The organism is Alteraurantiacibacter palmitatis, assembly GCF_037154115.1.
Classification (GTDB): Bacteria; Pseudomonadota; Alphaproteobacteria; order Sphingomonadales; family Sphingomonadaceae; genus Alteraurantiacibacter; species Alteraurantiacibacter palmitatis.
Genome location: NZ_JBANRO010000004.1, coordinates 64,066 through 81,949 on the forward strand (window position 1 = coordinate 64,066; position 17,884 = coordinate 81,949).

Annotated in this window: 20 protein-coding genes; 12 read left to right on the top strand and 8 right to left on the bottom strand. The window is 65.0% G+C overall.

The window, feature by feature from the left end:
- Positions 1-15 precede the first annotated feature (15 nt).
- Positions 16-951: a TauD/TfdA dioxygenase family protein gene (locus WFP44_RS05530; RefSeq protein WP_336925410.1), complete on the bottom strand. Its 936-nt coding sequence runs from the start codon at positions 949-951 to the stop codon at positions 16-18.
- A gap of 42 nt (positions 952-993) precedes the next feature.
- Positions 994-1,677 carry a uracil-DNA glycosylase gene (locus tag WFP44_RS05535; RefSeq protein ID WP_336925411.1) on the bottom strand — a complete coding sequence of 228 codons (684 nt, stop codon included), beginning with the start codon at positions 1,675-1,677 and terminating at the stop codon, positions 994-996.
- A gap of 57 nt (positions 1,678-1,734) precedes the next feature.
- Between WFP44_RS05535 and WFP44_RS05540 the strand changes: the two genes are divergently transcribed.
- Genes WFP44_RS05540 through WFP44_RS05550 form a run of 3 tightly spaced genes read left to right on the top strand, consistent with a single transcriptional unit; the run spans position 1,735 to position 3,686 of the window.
- The gene (locus WFP44_RS05540) at positions 1,735-2,352 is read left to right on the top strand and encodes a ribonuclease D (RefSeq protein WP_336925412.1); all 618 of its coding nucleotides are present in this window, start codon (positions 1,735-1,737) and stop codon (positions 2,350-2,352) included.
- Between the two features lie 27 nt (positions 2,353-2,379).
- Positions 2,380-3,084 (top strand): LPS export ABC transporter periplasmic protein LptC, encoded by a 705-nt coding sequence (locus WFP44_RS05545; protein ID WP_336925413.1) that lies wholly within the window; start codon positions 2,380-2,382, stop codon positions 3,082-3,084.
- 41 nt (positions 3,085-3,125) lie between these two features.
- Positions 3,126-3,686 (top strand): LptA/OstA family protein, encoded by a 561-nt coding sequence (locus WFP44_RS05550; RefSeq protein ID WP_336925414.1) that lies wholly within the window; start codon positions 3,126-3,128, stop codon positions 3,684-3,686.
- A 21-nt stretch (positions 3,687-3,707) separates the two neighbouring features.
- Here the strand turns inward: WFP44_RS05550 and WFP44_RS05555 are convergent, their stop codons facing one another.
- From WFP44_RS05555 to WFP44_RS05570, 4 genes are all read right to left on the bottom strand, one after another.
- Positions 3,708-4,421, bottom strand: a complete 714-nt coding sequence (locus WFP44_RS05555; protein ID WP_336925415.1) for a hypothetical protein — start codon at positions 4,419-4,421, stop codon at positions 3,708-3,710.
- Entirely contained in the window at positions 4,418-5,776 is a 1,359-nt protein-coding gene (locus WFP44_RS05560; protein WP_336925416.1) for an O-antigen ligase family protein, read from the bottom strand. The genes WFP44_RS05555 and WFP44_RS05560 overlap by 4 nt, the downstream gene beginning before the upstream one ends.
- Before the next feature lie 136 nt (positions 5,777-5,912).
- Entirely contained in the window at positions 5,913-6,179 is a 267-nt protein-coding gene (locus tag WFP44_RS05565) for a hypothetical protein (protein WP_336925417.1), read from the bottom strand.
- A gap of 117 nt (positions 6,180-6,296) precedes the next feature.
- Positions 6,297-6,821, bottom strand: a complete 525-nt coding sequence (locus tag WFP44_RS05570) for a lasso peptide biosynthesis B2 protein (protein ID WP_336925418.1) — start codon at positions 6,819-6,821, stop codon at positions 6,297-6,299.
- Positions 6,822-6,987: 166 nt separating this feature from the next.
- On the opposite strand from WFP44_RS05570, the gene WFP44_RS05575 reads away from it, so the two are divergent.
- Genes WFP44_RS05575 through WFP44_RS05595 form a run of 5 tightly spaced genes read left to right on the top strand, consistent with a single transcriptional unit; the run spans position 6,988 to position 11,365 of the window.
- Positions 6,988-8,883: an asparagine synthetase B family protein gene (locus WFP44_RS05575; RefSeq protein ID WP_336925419.1), complete on the top strand. Its 1,896-nt coding sequence runs from the start codon at positions 6,988-6,990 to the stop codon at positions 8,881-8,883.
- 8 nt (positions 8,884-8,891) lie between these two features.
- The gene (locus tag WFP44_RS05580; RefSeq protein ID WP_336925420.1) at positions 8,892-9,035 is read left to right on the top strand and encodes a hypothetical protein; all 144 of its coding nucleotides are present in this window, start codon (positions 8,892-8,894) and stop codon (positions 9,033-9,035) included.
- A 40-nt stretch (positions 9,036-9,075) separates the two neighbouring features.
- The gene (locus tag WFP44_RS05585; protein WP_336925421.1) at positions 9,076-10,197 is read left to right on the top strand and encodes a class I SAM-dependent methyltransferase; all 1,122 of its coding nucleotides are present in this window, start codon (positions 9,076-9,078) and stop codon (positions 10,195-10,197) included.
- Between the two features lie 11 nt (positions 10,198-10,208).
- Entirely contained in the window at positions 10,209-11,069 is an 861-nt protein-coding gene (locus WFP44_RS05590; protein WP_336925422.1) for a hypothetical protein, read from the top strand.
- Positions 11,069-11,365, top strand: coding sequence for a PqqD family protein (locus tag WFP44_RS05595; RefSeq protein WP_336925423.1), 297 nt, complete (start codon positions 11,069-11,071; stop codon positions 11,363-11,365). Before WFP44_RS05590 ends, WFP44_RS05595 begins: the two co-directional genes overlap by 1 nt.
- A gap of 19 nt (positions 11,366-11,384) precedes the next feature.
- Here WFP44_RS05595 and WFP44_RS05600 read toward each other — a convergent pair whose 3' ends face one another.
- Positions 11,385-13,094: an ABC transporter ATP-binding protein gene (locus tag WFP44_RS05600; RefSeq protein ID WP_336925424.1), complete on the bottom strand. Its 1,710-nt coding sequence runs from the start codon at positions 13,092-13,094 to the stop codon at positions 11,385-11,387.
- Positions 13,091-14,197 (bottom strand): nucleotidyltransferase family protein, encoded by a 1,107-nt coding sequence (locus tag WFP44_RS05605; protein ID WP_336925425.1) that lies wholly within the window; start codon positions 14,195-14,197, stop codon positions 13,091-13,093. The genes WFP44_RS05600 and WFP44_RS05605 overlap by 4 nt, the downstream gene beginning before the upstream one ends.
- Positions 14,198-14,535: 338 nt before the next feature.
- Between WFP44_RS05605 and rfbA the strand changes: the two genes are divergently transcribed.
- The 4 genes from rfbA to rfbB are packed head-to-tail and all read left to right on the top strand — an operon-like array spanning position 14,536 to position 17,877.
- Positions 14,536-15,417, top strand: a complete 882-nt coding sequence (gene rfbA, locus WFP44_RS05610; protein ID WP_336925426.1) for a glucose-1-phosphate thymidylyltransferase RfbA — start codon at positions 14,536-14,538, stop codon at positions 15,415-15,417.
- Between the two features lie 12 nt (positions 15,418-15,429).
- Complete coding sequence (gene rfbC / locus WFP44_RS05615) at positions 15,430-15,975, top strand: dTDP-4-dehydrorhamnose 3,5-epimerase (protein ID WP_336925641.1); 546 nt, start codon at positions 15,430-15,432, stop codon at positions 15,973-15,975.
- Positions 15,972-16,829, top strand: coding sequence for a dTDP-4-dehydrorhamnose reductase (rfbD, locus tag WFP44_RS05620; protein ID WP_336925427.1), 858 nt, complete (start codon positions 15,972-15,974; stop codon positions 16,827-16,829). The genes rfbC and rfbD overlap by 4 nt, the downstream gene beginning before the upstream one ends.
- Positions 16,822-17,877 carry a dTDP-glucose 4,6-dehydratase gene (rfbB, locus tag WFP44_RS05625; RefSeq protein ID WP_336925428.1) on the top strand — a complete coding sequence of 352 codons (1,056 nt, stop codon included), beginning with the start codon at positions 16,822-16,824 and terminating at the stop codon, positions 17,875-17,877. The genes rfbD and rfbB overlap by 8 nt, the downstream gene beginning before the upstream one ends.
- The last annotated feature ends 7 nt before the right edge of the window (positions 17,878-17,884 follow it).

Sequence of the window (17,884 nt, forward strand, 5' to 3'; positions counted from 1 at the left end):
GCAGCATAAGCAGCCCTATTTGGCGGATGCCTGCTCCTCCGCCGCGCGGCGTGATGCAGCGAACATTTGCGTGAAATGGTCGTCCGGGGCAACAACCCCCGCCTCGCGGATGGTGGTGCGGCGCATATCGCGGCGCCACGCCGTATCGTCGAAATCGCCGGCGCGGTGCATGGTGCACAGATTGTCCCAGATGCTCATGTCGCCGGCGCAGTATTCCACCGCGATCACATATTTGTCCTGCGTGGCGTGTGCGTTCAGCTCGTCGATCAGCGCACGGCCTTCTTCGCGGCTCAGCCCCACAATGTCCCGCGCATGTGCACCCAGATAGAGACCGCGCCGCCCGCTGGCCTTGTGCTCCATCACCACCGGCTGCACCGCGTGCGGCATGGCGTCCAGTTCCTCCTCCGTGGTGGGATATCCGGCTTTCATGCGCGAATAGAAGTAGCAATGCCGCGCCCGGAGCCCCTCCAGCCGTTCCTTCATGCTCTGCGGCAGATCTTCGTATGCGCTGCGTGTATCAGCAAACAGCGTGGGCGCGGATATGCCCGGAGGCGGCGCTTCATGGCACAGCAACAGCGCCTGTGCGCTGCGCACTTTCATGTAGCTGCTGTCAATATGCCAGAGGCGGTTGCCAGCATTGATCAGGCGGCGCAATTCGTTGTCTATGATCCGCCCATCGGCATCGATGTTGCTGGCGTCGAACAGCTCGGGATGGGCAAAGCGCGGCGGCTTGCCCTTGTGCACCGGGGCAAGTTCGACATGGCCGAAGATCCGGCTGAAGGCGACATGGCCGGCATCATCCAGCCTCGTATCGCGCCACACGGTGACGCCCCATTCATCCTGCGCGGCACGGATGGCGGCTTGGGTTTCGGCATCCAGCGGGCGCGTGATGTCCACACCCGAAATCTCGGCACCGAAGCGGGGTGACAGCGGGCTGATGGCAAGCGGCATGGCAATTCCTCTCCGTAGGCTGCTATATCCTTAGCTTCCTAACTAATCCAGCCGCCAATCGATCGCGCCGCGCCCGGCGCTATCCAGAAAGGCATTGGCGCGGCTGAACGGGCGCGACCCGAAAAAGCCGCGATGGGCCGATAGCGGGCTGGGATGCGCCGACTGGATCAGCAGATGCCGCCCGGATTGCAGCGCCGGGATGCGGCTCGCCTTCTTCTGCGCGTGGGAGCCCCACAGGATGAACACGCTCGGCACCGCCCGTTCGGCGACGGCCCTCACCAGTGCATCGGTGATGGCTTCCCACCCGCGCCCGGAATGCGAGGCGGGCTGGCCGTCCTCCACCGTGAGGCAGGCATTGAGCAGCAATACCCCTTCCCGCGCCCAGCTTTCCAGATTGCCATGTGCGGGCGGCTCCACCCCCAGATCGGCGCGCAATTCCTTGAAGATGTTCTGCAAGGAGGGCGGCGGGCGCACACCGTGCGGCACCGAAAAGGACAGGCCGTGCGCCTGTCCCGGCCCGTGATAGGGGTCCTGCCCCAGGATCACCGCCTTGACCGAATCGAGCGGTGTCAGTTCCAGCGCGCGCAGCCGCGCCCCGCGCGGTGGATAGATCGCCTTGCCCGCCGCCTCCTGTTCGCGCAGCCAGCCGCCCAATTGCCGCGCCGCCGGCGTTGCCAGCACAGGCCCGAGCGCCGCGCGCCAACTCTCCGGGATTGCCTGATCCATTCTGCGCTCCATCGCGCCCTTTCCCTCTGCACCCAATCCGCCTAAGGCAATCAGGCTATGGCTGTCTATTTCCACGAAGAAGATCTGCCCGCCGATGTGCTGGCGCCCGGCCCGGTTGCGGTCGACACCGAAACCATGGGGCTGGTCACCCACCGGGACAGGCTCTGCCTGCTCCAGATCAGCGACGGCGGCGGAGACGAACATCTGGTGCGTTTTGCCAGAGGCAGCGCGTTTGATGCCCCCAACCTCAAGGCCGTGCTGGCCGATCCGTCGCGGCTGAAGCTCTACCATTACGCCCGCTTCGATCTGGCGGCGATCCGGCATTATCTGGGCGTGGTGGCCGCGCCCGTATTCTGCACCAAGATCGCCAGCAAGCTGACGCGCACCTATACCGACCGGCACGGCCTGAAAAATCTGGTCAGCGAATTGCTGGGCGAGGATATTTCCAAGCAGCAGCAATCGAGCGACTGGGGCGCGCCTGTGCTGAACGAGGCGCAGCGCGAATATGCTGCGTCCGATGTCCGCTATCTGCACCGCCTGCGCGATGTGCTGATCGACCGGCTGGAGCGTGAAGGGCGGCTGGAGATGGCGCAGGCCTGTTTCGATTTCCTGCCTACGCGCGCCGCGCTGGATATGGCCGGATGGATCGACAAGGATATCTTCAGCCACGAGTAAGGCTGGCTTTGCCACGGGCGGGACTGCATGACCATTCAGGCTGACAGGATGAGGGGCCGCCGCCAGGCCTTTGCCGCCCCCGGTTCGCGGCTTGACCGGATCGTGCGGTTTCTGGCGGTGGCCCTGCCCGCTGGCGTGGGCGTGGTGGCGGCGATGATGCTGATCACACCGCTTGGCCCGCGCGGCGAAGTGTCCTTCCTGCTCGATCGCAACAAGGTGGCCATCGCGGATGACCGGCTGCGCATGGACAATGCGCTGTATCGCGGGGTGGATGGACAGGGCCGCCCCTTCTCGATCGAAGCGGGCGATGCCGTGCAGACCAGCAACACCGTGCCGCTGGTGGAAATGCACCGCCTGGTGGCGCGCATCGTCCTCCCCGAAGGTCCGGCCGTGCTGAGCGCGGCGGCAGGCACCTACAATATCGAGACCGAACGCGTGACCATTCCCGGCACGGTGCAGTTCACCGCCAGCGATGGCTATGCCATTACCGCCAGCAATGTGTCGGTCTTTCTGCCCGAACGCCGCCTGCTTGGCGAAGGCGGAGTAGAGGGTGTTCTGCCGGCGGGCACGTTCTCGGCGGACCGGATCGAGGCCGACCTGCCCGCGCGCAATGTCGCGCTGATCGGCAATGCAAGGCTGCGCATGGTGCCGGGGCAGATGCGTCTCCCCAGCGGCTTTTCGGTTGGCCTGAACGGCGGGCGGCCGGACAGCAAGGGTGGGCCGCGGCAATGATACGCTTGCACCATGTCTCTGATCGGCTATCGCTCGACGGCATGAACAACACGCGCCGCCTCTCGCTTGCCGCCCTCGCCCGCCGCGGATTGCTGGGCGGACTTGTCGCCGGCGCGGCGGGCGCGCTGGGCTTCGGCTCGCTGGCCGGCGCGCAGTCCATCGCCGGGTTCAATTCCAACCAGCCCGTCAGCTATGCCGCCGACCGTATCGAATTGCAGGACCGGCAAAAGCGCGTGGTCTTGTCGGGCGATGTCGTGATCCAGCAGGGTGACCTGCGGCTTACCGCGCAGCGCACAACCGTCGCCTATACCGATCAGGGCAGTTTGCAGATCCAGCGCATCGATGCGACTGGCGGCGTGGTGGTCACGCGCGGGGCCGAACGCGCGAGCGGCGCATCGGGCGTTTACGATTTTAACCGCCGTGTCATCGTGCTGGCGGGCGGCGTGGCGTTGCGCCGCGGCACCGACACGCTGAACGGCGGACGTCTGGTGATCGACCTCAACACCGGCCTCGCCAGCGTGGACGGCAGCGCGGCCGGATCGGGAACAGCGGGCGGAAGCGGCCGTGTTTCGGGCACCTTCAGCGTTCCGCAACAGAATTGACCGCCGGGCCGCACAAGCGGCCTAACCGCGCTGGCAATTCAGTTCCGCAAGACGCGCGGCCCCTTCGTAATCGCGCGCACGCCGCAAAGCGCTGACCGCGCTATCCCGCAGGGGACAGGCAAGGCCGCCCTCCTCATTTGCGGCAAGGCGCAGCATTTCCTCGTAACCGCCGGACGGAAACAGGCGCGGCCGGGCAAGCACGCCGGCCTGCCAATAGCCGGGCTGCGCGAGCTGCCGCGCCAGCGCGGCCCGGCCCTGGGGCGTGGCCGCCAGTTCGGCCAGGATTGGCTCGGTCACATCGGCCCCGGCGGCGCCCGTTGCGAGCAGCGCGGCAAGGCGCTGCGCCGCCGCGTCGGGATTGCCCGCCAGCAGCGCGGCACGTGCCATCGCGGCCTGGGAATAGGGTTCCCGCCAGCCGCGCCGCCCGGCTTCCTCCAGCGCGGCAAGGCCCGCATCGCTCATTCCGGCGCGCAATTCAGCCTGCGACAGCAGCGTCAGATGTTCCGCGGGGAGCGGGCGCGCGCGCACCAGTTGGCGCGACAGGCGCAAGGCCTCCTCGGACTGCCCATGGACCATTGCATCTTGCGCCAGATGCACCAGCGAAAAACTGCGAAAGGGTGTCGGCACCAGCGGGGCCAGTTGAGGGGCGTAGCGCGAAGCGCGGTCAATCTGCGCAGCCCCGATCACCAGGCCCATAACCGCCAGCGCGCCGATCCAGGCGATGCGGCCCATCATTCGGCCTTCTCCCGCAAGCGTGTTGCCAGCAACACCACCAGCAAGCCCGCCATGCACAGCAGCGTCTGGTTGCGCAGCGGGTAATCGATCAGCGCTTGCGCAGCGATGGCTATCCCGGCCATGCCCGCGCCGACACCCGGCCACCACGGCCCGCGCCGCAAATGCTGCCAGCTGGAAAAGAGGACGAAGAGAAGCCAGCCCGCTGCCAGCACCAAGCCGGCAATTCCCGATTCGAGCGTTACCTCCAGCCAGTCACTGTGCGCCCGGCCCGCCTTGCGCGGGGACACATATTCCAGCGATTCGTGCAGCTGGAACACCTCGTCAAATGTCGCCGCACCGCTGCCTGCGGGCCAGTATTGTCCGGCTGCATAGAGCGTGTCTTCCCACATTTCCGGCCGGTCAGTCCGCCGGTCCTCGAACCGGACGATGGCATCGGCTACGCGCCCGCCCTGCGCGGCGGAATAGGCAATCGCGCCCAATGTCAGCGCCCCGCCAAGCGCCAGGAACAGGCCGACGGCGGCAACCTTGCGGTCGGCGCGCGGCCCGCGGCGCAAGGCAAAGGCGATCAGGCGCAAGAGCAGCAGCGCCAGCGGCAGGGCGGTCAGAACCATGCTCGATCGTGACTGGGTGAGGATCGCGCCGATCAGCAGCAATACGGCGAGGATTCCGCCTGCCAGCAGAACACGGGGCCGCGCGGGATCGGCCAGCGTAAGGGCAAGGCAGGCCCCGATCACGAAGAACAGGCCGGTGGAATTGCGGTTTGCAAAAGTTGCGTAGAGAATATTCGGCCCCGGATCGACTGGATAGAGCAGGCCGTAGGTGTTCGCGCCCTGCAATTGCACCGCGCCCAGCACCAAGGCAGCAGCACCGCAGGCAACCGCCGTCCAGGCCAGCGCCCGCTTGTCGGCATCGGACAGGGTGGAGCCAAGCGCAATCAATGTGGCGGGGACGATCAGGCTGGCAAAGGCCGTCAGGGTGCGGCTCCGGTCGAGGCTGAGGGCAGCCCACTGGCCGTCACCCAGGCCCGCGAGCATATGCGAGGCAAGCACCGCCTCGCGCCCCGGCAGCGCCTGCCAGATGGCGGGCGGCAGAGGAACAAGCTGCACCAGCGGCAATGCCAGGGTCAGCAGAACCAGCAGCCGCAGGAAGAACGGCGCATGGACTGCGAAACGGCCCACCGCGGGGCCGTTGGCTGCCAGCAGCAGCAGCGCGAACAGCTGAACTGCCAGATTGTTGAGACCATAGGCGACCCCGCCGCCGCCCAGCAGAAACGCCAATACGATCAGCGCTTGCAATTGCACCCGCGGGGATAAGATGCGCCCGGCCGTGCCCAGACCAGGCCGGGCTGCCGACATTATGCCGCCTGATTGAGCGAGGGTTTCCGGGTCATGCATGACGGGCTGCGATCAGGACGCGCAAAGCAGACACGAAAAGGCGGGCTGCACACGCTGTGCAGCCCGCCTTTCTCCAAAACGCATTGCGATCCGCGAATCAGGCGCCGGCGGACGCGTCGTCTTCCTGATTTTCGATGATGATGATGATTGCGGCACCGACCACGCCGAACAGAACCACCAGCAGCGCTTCGTCAATGTCGCCCACAGCCTTGCGAGCAGCGCCGATCGGCGAGGACTGGCGGGTCATTTCCGCAAGAGGAGCCAGCGAAACGCTGGCATCGGCGGCGCGCGTGTTAGCCTGGGCCGCGATCGGGGCCAGAAGCAGGCCAGCAGCAGCAGTGCTTGCGAGAATGGACTTGAACATCTTCCAGCTCCTGTAAAGTAACTCGTGATCGAATTGTTACCGCACTGCACAATGGATTGCAACGGCTAATAGGCAATTTCCCTTAGTCTGTTGCCCATATGCTGCAATGCAAGCCGCTCAATCGGGTTCCCCGGATTTGCCGAGCGCCGAATCAATGGCGCGCGATTCGGCCTGGGATTCGTCGCCATACAGCACGGCATAATCATCAATGTCGCCCCCTGTAATGATGCAATTGCCACTTTTCAGCCAGGCATGGGGCGCAAACCCTTCGCCGGGGGATTTCTTCGCGCCGATCACGATCTGGGCCGAAATACCGAATCGGCGCAGCAATTCCTGCGCCGCCATCGCCTGCACCAGACAGTCGGAACGCCACGGCACCAGACCCGCCATGCGCGGAACCGCGCGCGCCAAATGGGCGCGGACCGCGCTGTGCCTGGCCCGATCCAGCCGGGGAGCCTTGCCAGAAAGCTGCGCGGCCGCGTTCCGCGCACCCAGATCGTGCCCGACCACATGGCGCAGCTGCCACCGTGCCCGCGCAAGCTCGCAGGCAGCGGCGGCCCCGGCCACAGCGAACCAGGCCATCTTTCCCAGGGTCCAGCGCCGATCAGCGCTGGCCGGAACCGGGAGGCGTTCGAGAATCATGGCGGGCCTCGTCGCACGAAGCACGCGTCCTTGCCAAGCCAGGCGAGGAAGAGCAGGCGCAAAGGCGGTTGGTGACATTGCAGCGGCAAGAACCTAACTCCGGGCAACAGATCGGCCACGCGTGCACAATCCGGCGCGCGCCATATCCCGAAGGAGCCTTTCACATATGAGCGGGATTGCCGCGATCTTCCACGCCGACGGCCGCCCCGCCGATGCCGGTGCGATTCGCGCGATGACGCAGGCAATGGCCTATCGCGGGCCAGATGGCATCGCCCACCATGTGTCCGGCCCGGTCGCGCTTGGCCATCTGCAACTGCTGTCGACCGCGGAACAGAGCACTGGCCCGCAAATCGCCGCCAGCGATGATGGGCAAATTCAGGTGGCGATGGATGGCTACCTGACCAATCCCGACGAACTGCGCGCCGATCTGTCTGCCAAGGGCTATCCCACCCGCAACCGCAGCGATGTGGAAATCGGGCTGCGCGCCTACGAGGCATGGGGCACGGATTGCGCCGTGCATCTGGAGGGCGAGTTTGCCCTCGTGCTGTGGGATGGCCGCCAGCACGCGATCTTCTGCGCGCGCGATCATCAGGGGCTGCGCCCGCTGCTCTATCAGTGGGATGGCGCGCGGCTGCTGGTCGCCTCGGATGCGGCGGGGATACTTGCCGTGCTGGAGAGCCAGCCGCAGCCCAATATCGGCTATCTGGCGGAATATCTGACGGGGCAATTCTACACCCGCGACGAAACCGCGTGGACCGGGATATCCCGGCTGCCGCAATCCTGCAGCATGGCGGTTGCCGGTTCGGGCCCGAAAGTCTGGCAATACTGGTCTTTGCCTTTGCCGGACCGCCCGCTTTACCGGCTCGAAGCCGATTATGTGGAGCATTACCGGGCGCTTCTGGCGGACAGCGTTCGGCGCACGGCGCGCACGGATCGACCGCTGGCGATCGAGGCCAGTGGCGGGCTGGATTCAACGGCCCTTTTCTGCATGGCGGTGCATCTGGAGCGTCAGGGCGCATTTCCTGCCCCGTCGATTCGCGGCTACACGCTGGCCGGGCCTGCCGGCACCGGCGCGGACGAGGTGCAATATCCGCGCGCCGTGGCGGCCGAACTTGGCGTGACGATTGCCGAACGCCCCTATTTCATGCCGCCGCTGTCCTGGTTCGACGCCAATGCGAACACAGCGCGCGATCTGCCGCTGATGCCAAACGGCATCATGTCGCGGCTGGAGGAGGAGGCCATGGTGGCCGACGGATGCCGGGCCTGCATCAACGGGGTGGGCGGCGACCAATGGCTCGACGGCTCACCCTATTACTACGCCGAACTGGTGCGCCACGCTGCAATCGACGATCTGTGGGACGCCGCAGCCAAGGATATCGCTGCCTTTGGCTGGCGCGAAACGGCCCGCATGGCATGGCGGTTCGGCGCGGTCGCGCTGCTTCCGCAGGGGGCGCGCACGCCGGTGCGCCGCCTGCGCGAATGGCTTCGTCCGCGGCCCATGCCCGCACTGGAAGCGCTGCTGACCCCGGAAGCACAGGCCACGCTGGCGGAACGGCGCGCGCGGCATCGTAATGAAGCGCATCCCGACCATCATACGCGCCTTAGACTGTCGAAATGGAGCTACCCCTATTGGTCGACCATGTTCGATCACAATTCCCGGCAGGCCGCACAAGCGGGCCTGTCGCAGCGGCATCCCATGCTCACCCGCCCTTACATCAGCTTCATGGCAAGCGTACCCGAACATTTTCTGCTGCAGGCTGGGCAGACCAAGCAATTGCACCGCAAGGCATTGGCGGGCATTCTGCCCGACATGGTGCGCCTGCGAACGGACAAGGCGTGGACCGACTGCACATATGAAAATCTGTGTGAAGCGATAATTGATCGGCTGGAAGGGGAACCGGCAGCCGCCGCAGACATTCTTGTTGCAAAGGCGCAACGAAAACGCATCTGCGAAAGATACCGCAATGCAGCAATTGACAGCGACCTGCCCTTCACACTATGGTCGCTCTACGCAGTTACCACTATGTTAATTCCGGCATCTAGCGAGCCGCAACTAAAGTGAGACAAGAGATGAGCAACGACATTCGCACCCCCAAGGCCGCTTATGCCCGCCCCGAACTCACCGTGTTCGGCTCGGTCCGCAACCTGACCGGCGGCAGCGTCGGCGGCGCAGGCGACGGTATGTCGGCCATGCAGGTCATGGTGATGGTGTAAGGATCGTAACTGCTTTTCCAGCGGGTAATGCCTTCACGACATGACTTCCCCGCTGGAAGAACATTACGGATACCTTGCTATTGCTGGCCGCGCGGAGCTTTACCAGGCGGCCATATCCCAAACGATCACCCCCGGTGATACAATCGCCGACCTCGGATGCGGGGTCGGCGTTTTGGGTTTGCAATGCCTGCGCGCGGGCGCTTCTCACATATATGGCATTGATTACACCGACGCGATCGAGCTGGCGCGCGAAACCATGCTGCGCGCCGGTCTGGACGCCCGCTACACCGCTATTCGGGACTCGACCTTCCGGGCAGTTCTGCCGGAAAAGGTAGACGCGCTGATCTGCGACCATGTCGGCTTTTTTGGTTTCGATTACGGCATAATCGACATGGTGCGCGACGCGCGCGTGCGGATGCTCAAGCCCGGCGGCGCGGTGATTCCCCGGCGGATCGATCCGATGATCGCAGGCGTTTCCAGCGATTCGTGCCGCGCGCTGGCCCAGCAGTGGAACGAGGCGGACTTTCCGCCCGAATACCGCTGGCTGAACGCCTACGCCCGCAACACCAAACACGCGCACAATATCGAGACGGCGGATCTGTGCTCGCCTGCGCTGACGGTGGCCAATGTGGCGCTCGATGCCGATGGGCCGGATCGCTATTCCTTCAAGGGCACGCTGGAAATTGCCCGCGATTGCCGGTTTGACGGGCTGGCAGGCTGGTTCAATTGCGAGCTGGCCGAGGGCGTGTGGATGACCAATTCGCCGCTGGCCGAAGGGCACATCGCGCGCAGCAATGTGTTCCTTCCCTGCCTGCAATCCTTTGCGGTGAAGGCGGGCGATATAGTCGGCGTTTCGCTGCGCTTCACCACAGCGGGCGACATGATTGCCTGGACAGTGACCCCCCCCGGCGGCAAACCGCAAAAAATGTCCACATGGAACAGCCGCATCCTGACCCAGGCCGATCTCGCAGCCGATGCGGGCAAGCCGCCCGTGCTCGATCGCAACGGCAGGGCGCGCCTTGCCGCGCTGGCGCTGGTGGATGGCAAGCGCACGGCGGCGGAAATCGAGGCGCAGGTTATCGCGAATCATCCCGGCCTGTTCCCCACGGCTGAAGAAGCCAGCCGCTTCATCCGGGTCGAGCTGGGCCGGCTCGGCCTGTGATTGCGCCTGCTTTGGAGACGGAGGGCTGGCAGCTTGGCCCGGTTCGCCCGCAGCAGCCGGTGGGCTTGCCGCCCTATGACCGCTGGACCGATCCCGACGGGGAGACGATAGGCGAGTTCTACCGCTTCGTGTCGCACTTCTTGGTGCGTTTCCCCGACCGGGCGGATTTCGAGATCGCGGCCGGAACGCTGGATGTGCGCGCCTTCCCGGCAGAGGAGGGACTTGAAGAAGTTACCGATTCGCTGTTTCACAATGCCATCGTGCCGCTGGTCGGCAATTACCGGGGCCAGCTGCATCTGCACGGCAGCGCGGTGGTGATCGATGATGCGGCCTATGCCTTCATGGGCTTGTCGCGCCGGGGCAAGACCACGCTTGCGGGCGCCTTTGCCGCCGCAGGCCATCCCTATCTGACAGAGGATGTCGTCGTGCTGCAACACCGCGAGGGCGAGGCCTGCCATGTGCAGCCCACGCGCCCTGTGCTGCGCCTGTTTGCCGACAGCGCGCAGCATCTGCTCGGCGCGGATGTGGAAGGCGTGGATGACGAGGCGAAATCTCCTGTGCAGGCCGGTGGTCGCCTGCCCTTTGCCAGTCGCAGTTTCCCGCTGGCCGGCATCTATCTGCTGGGGCCGGGCGAAGCCGAAGATGTGCAGATCGCAGGACTGGCGGAACACACCGCGCTGGCCGAATTGATGCAAAATGCCTTCATTCTCGATGTGGAAGACAAGCCGCGCCTGCGTCGCCATTTCGCCTTGCTGGCGGGACTGGCGGCCGAAACGCCCTGCTATGCGCTGGACTTCCCCCGTGAATATGAGCAATTACCGCAAGTAATCGGCAGCATAATTGCCCACGCCCGCAACGAACGGACAAAGTGATGAACGCGACCCCTGTAAGTGCTGATGCCATTTTGAGCGCCTCTGAAGACGCTGTTGCCCGCGAAGTGGGCGGCGAACTGGTGCTTATGCATCTGGCCAGCGGCACCTATTTCGGGCTCAACCCCGTCGGCGCGCGAATCTGGCAATTGATCGAGGACGAGCCGCGCACGCTCGCCAGCCTGTGCGAGGTCATTGCCGAGGAGTTCGATGCGCCGATCGATGTGATCGAACAGGATCTGGCCGCACTGGCGGGTGATCTGGCCGCGCACAGTCTCGTCGAGGTGCAGGCGGCCTGATTTCGCGCGGCGCGGCCGCCTAGGCGCCTTTTGGGTGCCTTTCGGTAACCGCCCTGATCCGCCCTTCATGCAGGTCGACGATCCGATCGGCCAGCGCCAGGCTGGCCGGGCGGTGCGTGACGATCAGCACGGTCCGGCCTTTCAGCCCCTGCTTGCACGCTGCCACGAATGCTGCCTCGGCATCGAGGTCGAACATCGAGGTCGCTTCGTCAAACACCAGCACGGGCGGATCAGCCAGCAGCGCACGGGCCAGCGCAATGCGCTGGCGCTGCCCGCCGGACAGGCGCACGCCGTGGTCGCCAATGCGGGTTTCCAGACCCTGTGGCAGCATCTCCACCAGCGCCCGCGCCTGCGCCAGATCCACCGCTGCGGCCAGCTGCGCCTCGCTTGCATCGGGCAGGCCGTAGGCAATGTTTTCGCGCACCGTGCCGGCAAACAGCAAAGGGCGCTGCGGAACCAGTCCAATCTGGCGGCGCAGATGCTGCAGCGGAATGGCCGAAATATCCTGCCCGTCCAGCGTGATGCGCCCGCTGTCAGCCTCGTAAAAACGCAGGAGCAGGCTGATCAGCGTGGATTTTCCCGCTCCGTTGTCGCCGGTCAGCGCCACGATTTCCCCTGGTGCGACAGCAAGCGAAATGCCGTCCAGCGTCATGTCGCGGCCCGGATAGGCAAAGCGGACATCCTCGAACGCCAGCGCCCCCTGCGCCCGCCGCACCCCGGTGGGATTGTCGTCGTATCCGCGCTCCTCCGCCTCGGCCATCACGGCTTCCAGCCGGGCCAGCGTTCCGCCTGCCCATTGGGTGTAGCCATACAGATCGGCCAGCGATCCCATCGGGCGCGTCAGCAGCGCGGCATAGAGAAGCAGGCTGAACAATTCGGCCGGATCGCGCGCCTCCTCGCCCGCACCGCCCGCCAGCAGCAGCACAAGGATCGCGGCGAAACCCGCCAGCAGGGCGACGATCGGCCCCAGCATCGCCTTCAACCGCTCCTGTTCGAGCTGGATCTTCCGCGAGGCTTCCGCCAGCCGGGTGAAAGCCGCCGATTGCGCCTGCTCCTGCGCGAAGGACTTGGTCGCCATCATCATTTCGAGCTGCTGCTCGGCCAGCACGATCAGCGCGGTTTCGGCATCGCGCGCCTCGTATCCCAATTGCCGCAGACGCCGCCCCACCAGTTTCACCGCCAGATAGAACAGCGGCAGCAGCAACAGCAGCACCAGGCCGGTGGCCGGATCAAGCCGGAACATCAGCACCGCCGCGCCCGCCGCCGTCACCAGCATCGCGGGTAGGCGCGCCAGCGTGTTGGCAAGGAAATTCGACAGGCTGGCGACTTCAAAAGTGGTGAGCGACAGCAATTCGCCCGCATTGCTGTTGTCGTGAAACGGCACGGGCAGGCGCAGGATGTGGCGGTGCGCGGCAATGCGCAGATCGGCCAGAATCCGCCCCCCCGTGGCGGCAGACAGGATAGCGCCTGCAATGGTCAGCCCGGTTCCCGCCACCAAGGCTGCGGCCAGCAGCACAAGGATCATGCCCATGCCCATGCCCATGCCCATGCCCATGCCCATGCCGGCGGCAGCAGCAGTCCCACTTCCTTCCACGACCCGGCCCAGCAATTGCCCGGCCAACCACGGAATCGCCAGCGTCACCGCCGATGTCAGGAGGCTTACCGCGGCAATCGTCAAAAGCGGGCGGCGGTAGGGAGCCGCCTGCCGCAGCAGATAGGCAGGCGTCATCCGGCCTTGCCCTGCTGCACCAGCAGGTTCCACAGACCGGCGACAAGACGGTGAAGGTAGAGCAGGCCCAGCGGCCAATGCGCCCTGCCCGGATATCGGCCTTGCATGAAATTGCGCGGCGGAAAGGCGTGCGCCAGCAGCAACCGCACACGGCTTGCCATATCGCGGGAAGCGCCCAGGTCATCGCGCAGGCGCGCCGTGCCGCTGCCGAGTTCGAGATAGGACGTAACAGGGTTTGCCTGCGGTTCCGCCTCCAATCGCGTCATCACGGATTCGGGCAAGGGCGTGCCCAGCGCCTTTTGCGCATGGCGCAGCATCTTGGCGCAAATGGGGGCGAGCCCGCGCTCCACGCCGATCCGTGCGATCTGCTCCCAATCGGCAGGGGTATTGCGCAAGGCGAGCAGATGCGCGTCAAGCAGCCAGATCAGGCGGCCATCCGCGAACATCATCTGGTCATCCACCAGATAGCCATTGGTACGGTGCAGCGCCTGGTTGACCAAACCGCGCATGAACAGCAGCGCAGGCGAAGTGGTGCGCGCACCGGCTGCCAGCCGTGGCAGCGGCGTGGCGCTGGCAAAGCATTCCTCCACATCGAGCAATTGCCGCAGGAACGGAGCGGCCACCACTTCCCAGTGCAGGTCGATGCAATGCACAAAGCCTATGCCGGTATCGTAAACCCAGCTTTCCTGCCCGAAGGTCGCGTCCTGCGTGCGGACAAGACCCATATCCGCCAGAATGGCGCGGGTCGCCGGCAGACTGCTTTCGCGCACCAGTATGTCGCTGTCTCCGCGCCGCCGCATGGCCGGCTGATCATATACCAGATAAGCCAGCGCCGTGCCTTTCAGGACAAGGCATTCGACCCCTGCCGCATCCAGCCTTGCCAGCACAGCCAGAAGGCAATTGCGGTGGGAGAGTTCCCACAACGCCTGCAAGCGCGCCTCGTCCCGCAAGCTGGATAAAATCGACCGCGGCCATGCGTGCACAGCGGGCGCCATTTCGAGCAATGCCAAGGCAATGCCATGCATCCGGATGCGCGACCACACCAGCCGCGCAGTGGCATCATTGCCCAGATAAGCGGAGAGACCGTCTGCGCCGCCTGCCATCAGGCCCGCCAGACACCGGTCCACCGCTGCAGGAGACAGCGTTGCACTTTCCCCGCTTTGCCGCCTGGCTCCGGCAGCGCCAGATTTTGGTGAGGGGCTCGAAAGCGGCAATTCGCAAGCGTCCTGTTATTGCGCGGCGCAGCATCGCGCGCCCGTTGCCTTGTGGAAAATACCGGCCCTGCCGTCAATCCGCGCTGGTCTTCTGCTGCAATATGGCACCGTTATGTGGCATTGCATCCCAATGCAATGCTGCTGCATGGCCCTGACAAGGGCGTTGACGGCATTGCACTATGCTGCAATGCAGCGATGCAGCGCAGATAGGGGAAAGTGCGGATTTCATGGCTCAGTCCCACCGCAAGGGTATTATTCTGGCTGGCGGTTCCGGCACACGGCTTTATCCGCTGACGCGCGGCGTATCGAAACAGTTGATGCCGGTATTCGACAAGCCGATGATCTATTATCCGCTCAGCACGCTGATGCTGGCGGGAATCCGCGACATCCTGATCATCACCACGCCCGAAGATTCCGCGCAGTTTCAGCGCGTTCTGGGCGATGGCGCGGATTGGGGGCTGGCCATTTCCTATGCCGTGCAGCCTTCGCCCGACGGGCTGGCGCAGGCGTTCCATATCGGCGCGGATTTCGTGCGCGGGGGGCCGAGTGCACTGGTTCTGGGGGACAACATCTTTTACGGCCACGGCCTGCCCGAATTGCTGCACAACGCCAATGCGCGCAACGAGGGCGCCAGCGTGTTCGCCTACCGCGTGGGCAATCCCGAGGCCTACGGCGTCGTCGCCTTTGACGAGGATGGGCGCGCCATCTCGATCGAGGAAAAGCCCGCAAGCCCCAAATCCAATTACGCGGTGACGGGCCTCTATTTCTACGACGAGACAGTGGTCGACCGTGCGCGCGACCTGAAGCCTTCCCCGCGCGGCGAACTGGAAATTACCGATCTCAACCGCCTCTACATGGATGACGGCCAGCTCAATGTCGAAATTATGGGGCGCGGTTTTGCCTGGCTGGATACCGGCACGCACGGATCGCTGATCGATGCCGCGCAATATGTCCGCATTACCGAGGAACGGCAGGGCCTGAAGATCTGCTGCCCGGAAGAAATCGCCTGGCGGCAAGGCTTTATCGACGATGCCGGGCTGGAAAAAATCGCCCAGCCGCTGATCAAATCGGGCTATGGCGACTATCTGATGCAATTGCTCCGGCACTAGGTACGCTGCGTGATGCACATCATCCCTTGCGATATCGAAGGCCCGCTGATCATCGAACCGCGCGTGTTCGGGGATGAACGCGGTTTCTTTCTGGAAAGCTGGAACGCCGCCGGTTTTGCCGCCGCCGGGCTGGACCTGACCTTCGTGCAGGACAATCACAGCCGCAGCCAGAAGGGCGTGCTGCGCGGCCTGCATTTCCAGAACCCTGCGCCGCAGGGCAAGCTGGTGCGCGTGGTCAGCGGGGCGGTGTTCGACGTGGCGGTGGATCTGCGTCGCTCCTCGCCCACATTCGGCAAATGGGTGGGGGCGGAACTGAGCGGGCAGAACAAGCGGATGTTCTGGGTGCCCGAAGGCTTTGCCCACGGCTTCCTGACCTTGGAAGACAACACCGATTTCCTCTACAAATGCACCGCGCCCTATGCGCCGCAGAACGAACATTCGCTGGCCTGGGACGATCCGGATGTCGGGATTGCGTGGCCGCTCGCGGGGCTGGAGGTGAAGCTTTCGGCAAAGGACATGGCCGGTGTGCCACTGGGCCGTGTGGAGGCTTTCGCGTGAAAGTGCTTGTCACCGGCAGCGCGGGCCAGCTTGGCCGCGCCTTGCAGACCAGCGCCCCGCCTGCCTGCGAGGTGACCGCAGTCGACCGGGCGGAGCTCGACCTGGCCGATGCCGCGGCCGTAGGCGCCTTTGTGCACGGGCTGAAGCCCGATCTGCTGGTCAACGCCGCTGCCTATACCGCCGTGGACAAGGCCGAGAGCGAGGAAGCGCTTGCCCATGCGGTCAATGCCGATGCGGTGGCCGCCATGGCCGAAGCGCTCAGGGCAACCGGCGGCAGGCTGGTGCAGGTCAGCACCGATTTCGTGTTCGATGGCTCCAGCCCTCGCGCCTACCGGCCCGATGACGCCCGCAATCCCCTATCCGCCTATGGCCGCACCAAGGCGGCGGGCGAGGATGCGGCGGGGCCGGATGCGCTGATCGTGCGCACAGCATGGGTTCATGCGGCAGGCGGGGCCAATTTCGTTCGCACCATGCTGCGCCTGATGGCAGAGCGCGAGAGCTTGCGCGTGGTGGCCGACCAGATCGGCGCGCCCACATGGGCGGGCGGACTTGCGGCCACGATCTGGGGACTGGTGGCAAAGGATGCGCGCGGCATCTTCCACCATACCGATGCCGGCACTGCCAGCTGGTATGATTTTGCCGTGGCGATACAGGAAGAAGCGCTGGCACTGGGCCTGCTTGCGCGTGCGGTGCCTGTCATCCCCATCGCCACCGCCGATTACCCCACGCCCGCCACGCGCCCCGCCTTCTCGCTGCTCGATTGCAGCGCGACGCGCGCGGCTCTGGGCGATGGCTATACGCACTGGCGCACACACCTGCGCGCCATGTTGAAAGAGGAACTGGCACTTGGCTAATCTGCTCGTCACCGGCGGCGCGGGCTTTATCGGCGGCAATTTCGTCCATTACTGGGCGAAGGCGCATCCGGGTGACAGCATCGTGGTGCTCGACTGCCTGACCTATGCAGGCAACCGCTCCACCATCGCCGGGGTGGAACAGGCCGAGCTTGTGGTGGGCGACATCCGCGACACCGCGCTGGTGGAGAAATTGTTGGCCGAACACAGCATTTCCACGCTGGTGCACTTTGCCGCCGAAAGCCATGTGGACCGTTCGATCAGCGGACCGGATGCCTTTATCGATACCAATATATTGGGCACCAACAGCCTGCTGAAAGCCGCGCGCAAGGTTTGGCTCGACACCGGCAGCGGCACGCCCCACCGCTTCCACCATATCTCCACCGACGAAGTGTTCGGATCGCTGGGCCCGCATGACCCCGCCTTCAGCGAGACGACGGCCTATGCGCCCAACTCGCCCTATTCGGCCAGCAAGGCCGCGTCCGACCATCTGGTGCGCGCCTATCACCACACTTTCGGGCTGGAAGTGACCACCACCAATTGCTCGAACAATTACGGCCCCTATCAATATCCCGAAAAGCTGATCCCGCTGTTCCTGCTGAACGCGCTCCATGGCCGCAATCTGCCGATCTATGGTGACGGGATGAATGTGCGCGACTGGCTTCATGTCGAGGATCATTGCCGCGGCATCGAGGCGGCGTTGGCGCGGGGCAAGCCGGGCGAAACCTACAATATCGGCGGAGGCGAGGAATTGCCCAACATGGCGGTGATCGATCGCATCTGCGCCGAAGTGGACCGCGCCTTTGCGGAAATTGACGGGCTGGCGCAGCGTTTCCCCGATGCCCCGGCCGCGAAAGGCCGCCCCACGGCAGAGCTGAAAACCTTCGTCACCGACCGCGCGGGCCACGACCGGCGCTATGCCATCGACGAAACCAAGGCGCGCGCCGAGCTGGGATATGTGCCCGCGCACGATTTCGAGAGCGGGCTTGCGGGCACGCTGCGCTGGTATCTGGACAACGAGGCCTGGTGGCGGCCGCTGGTGCGGGCGTGAGGGACGC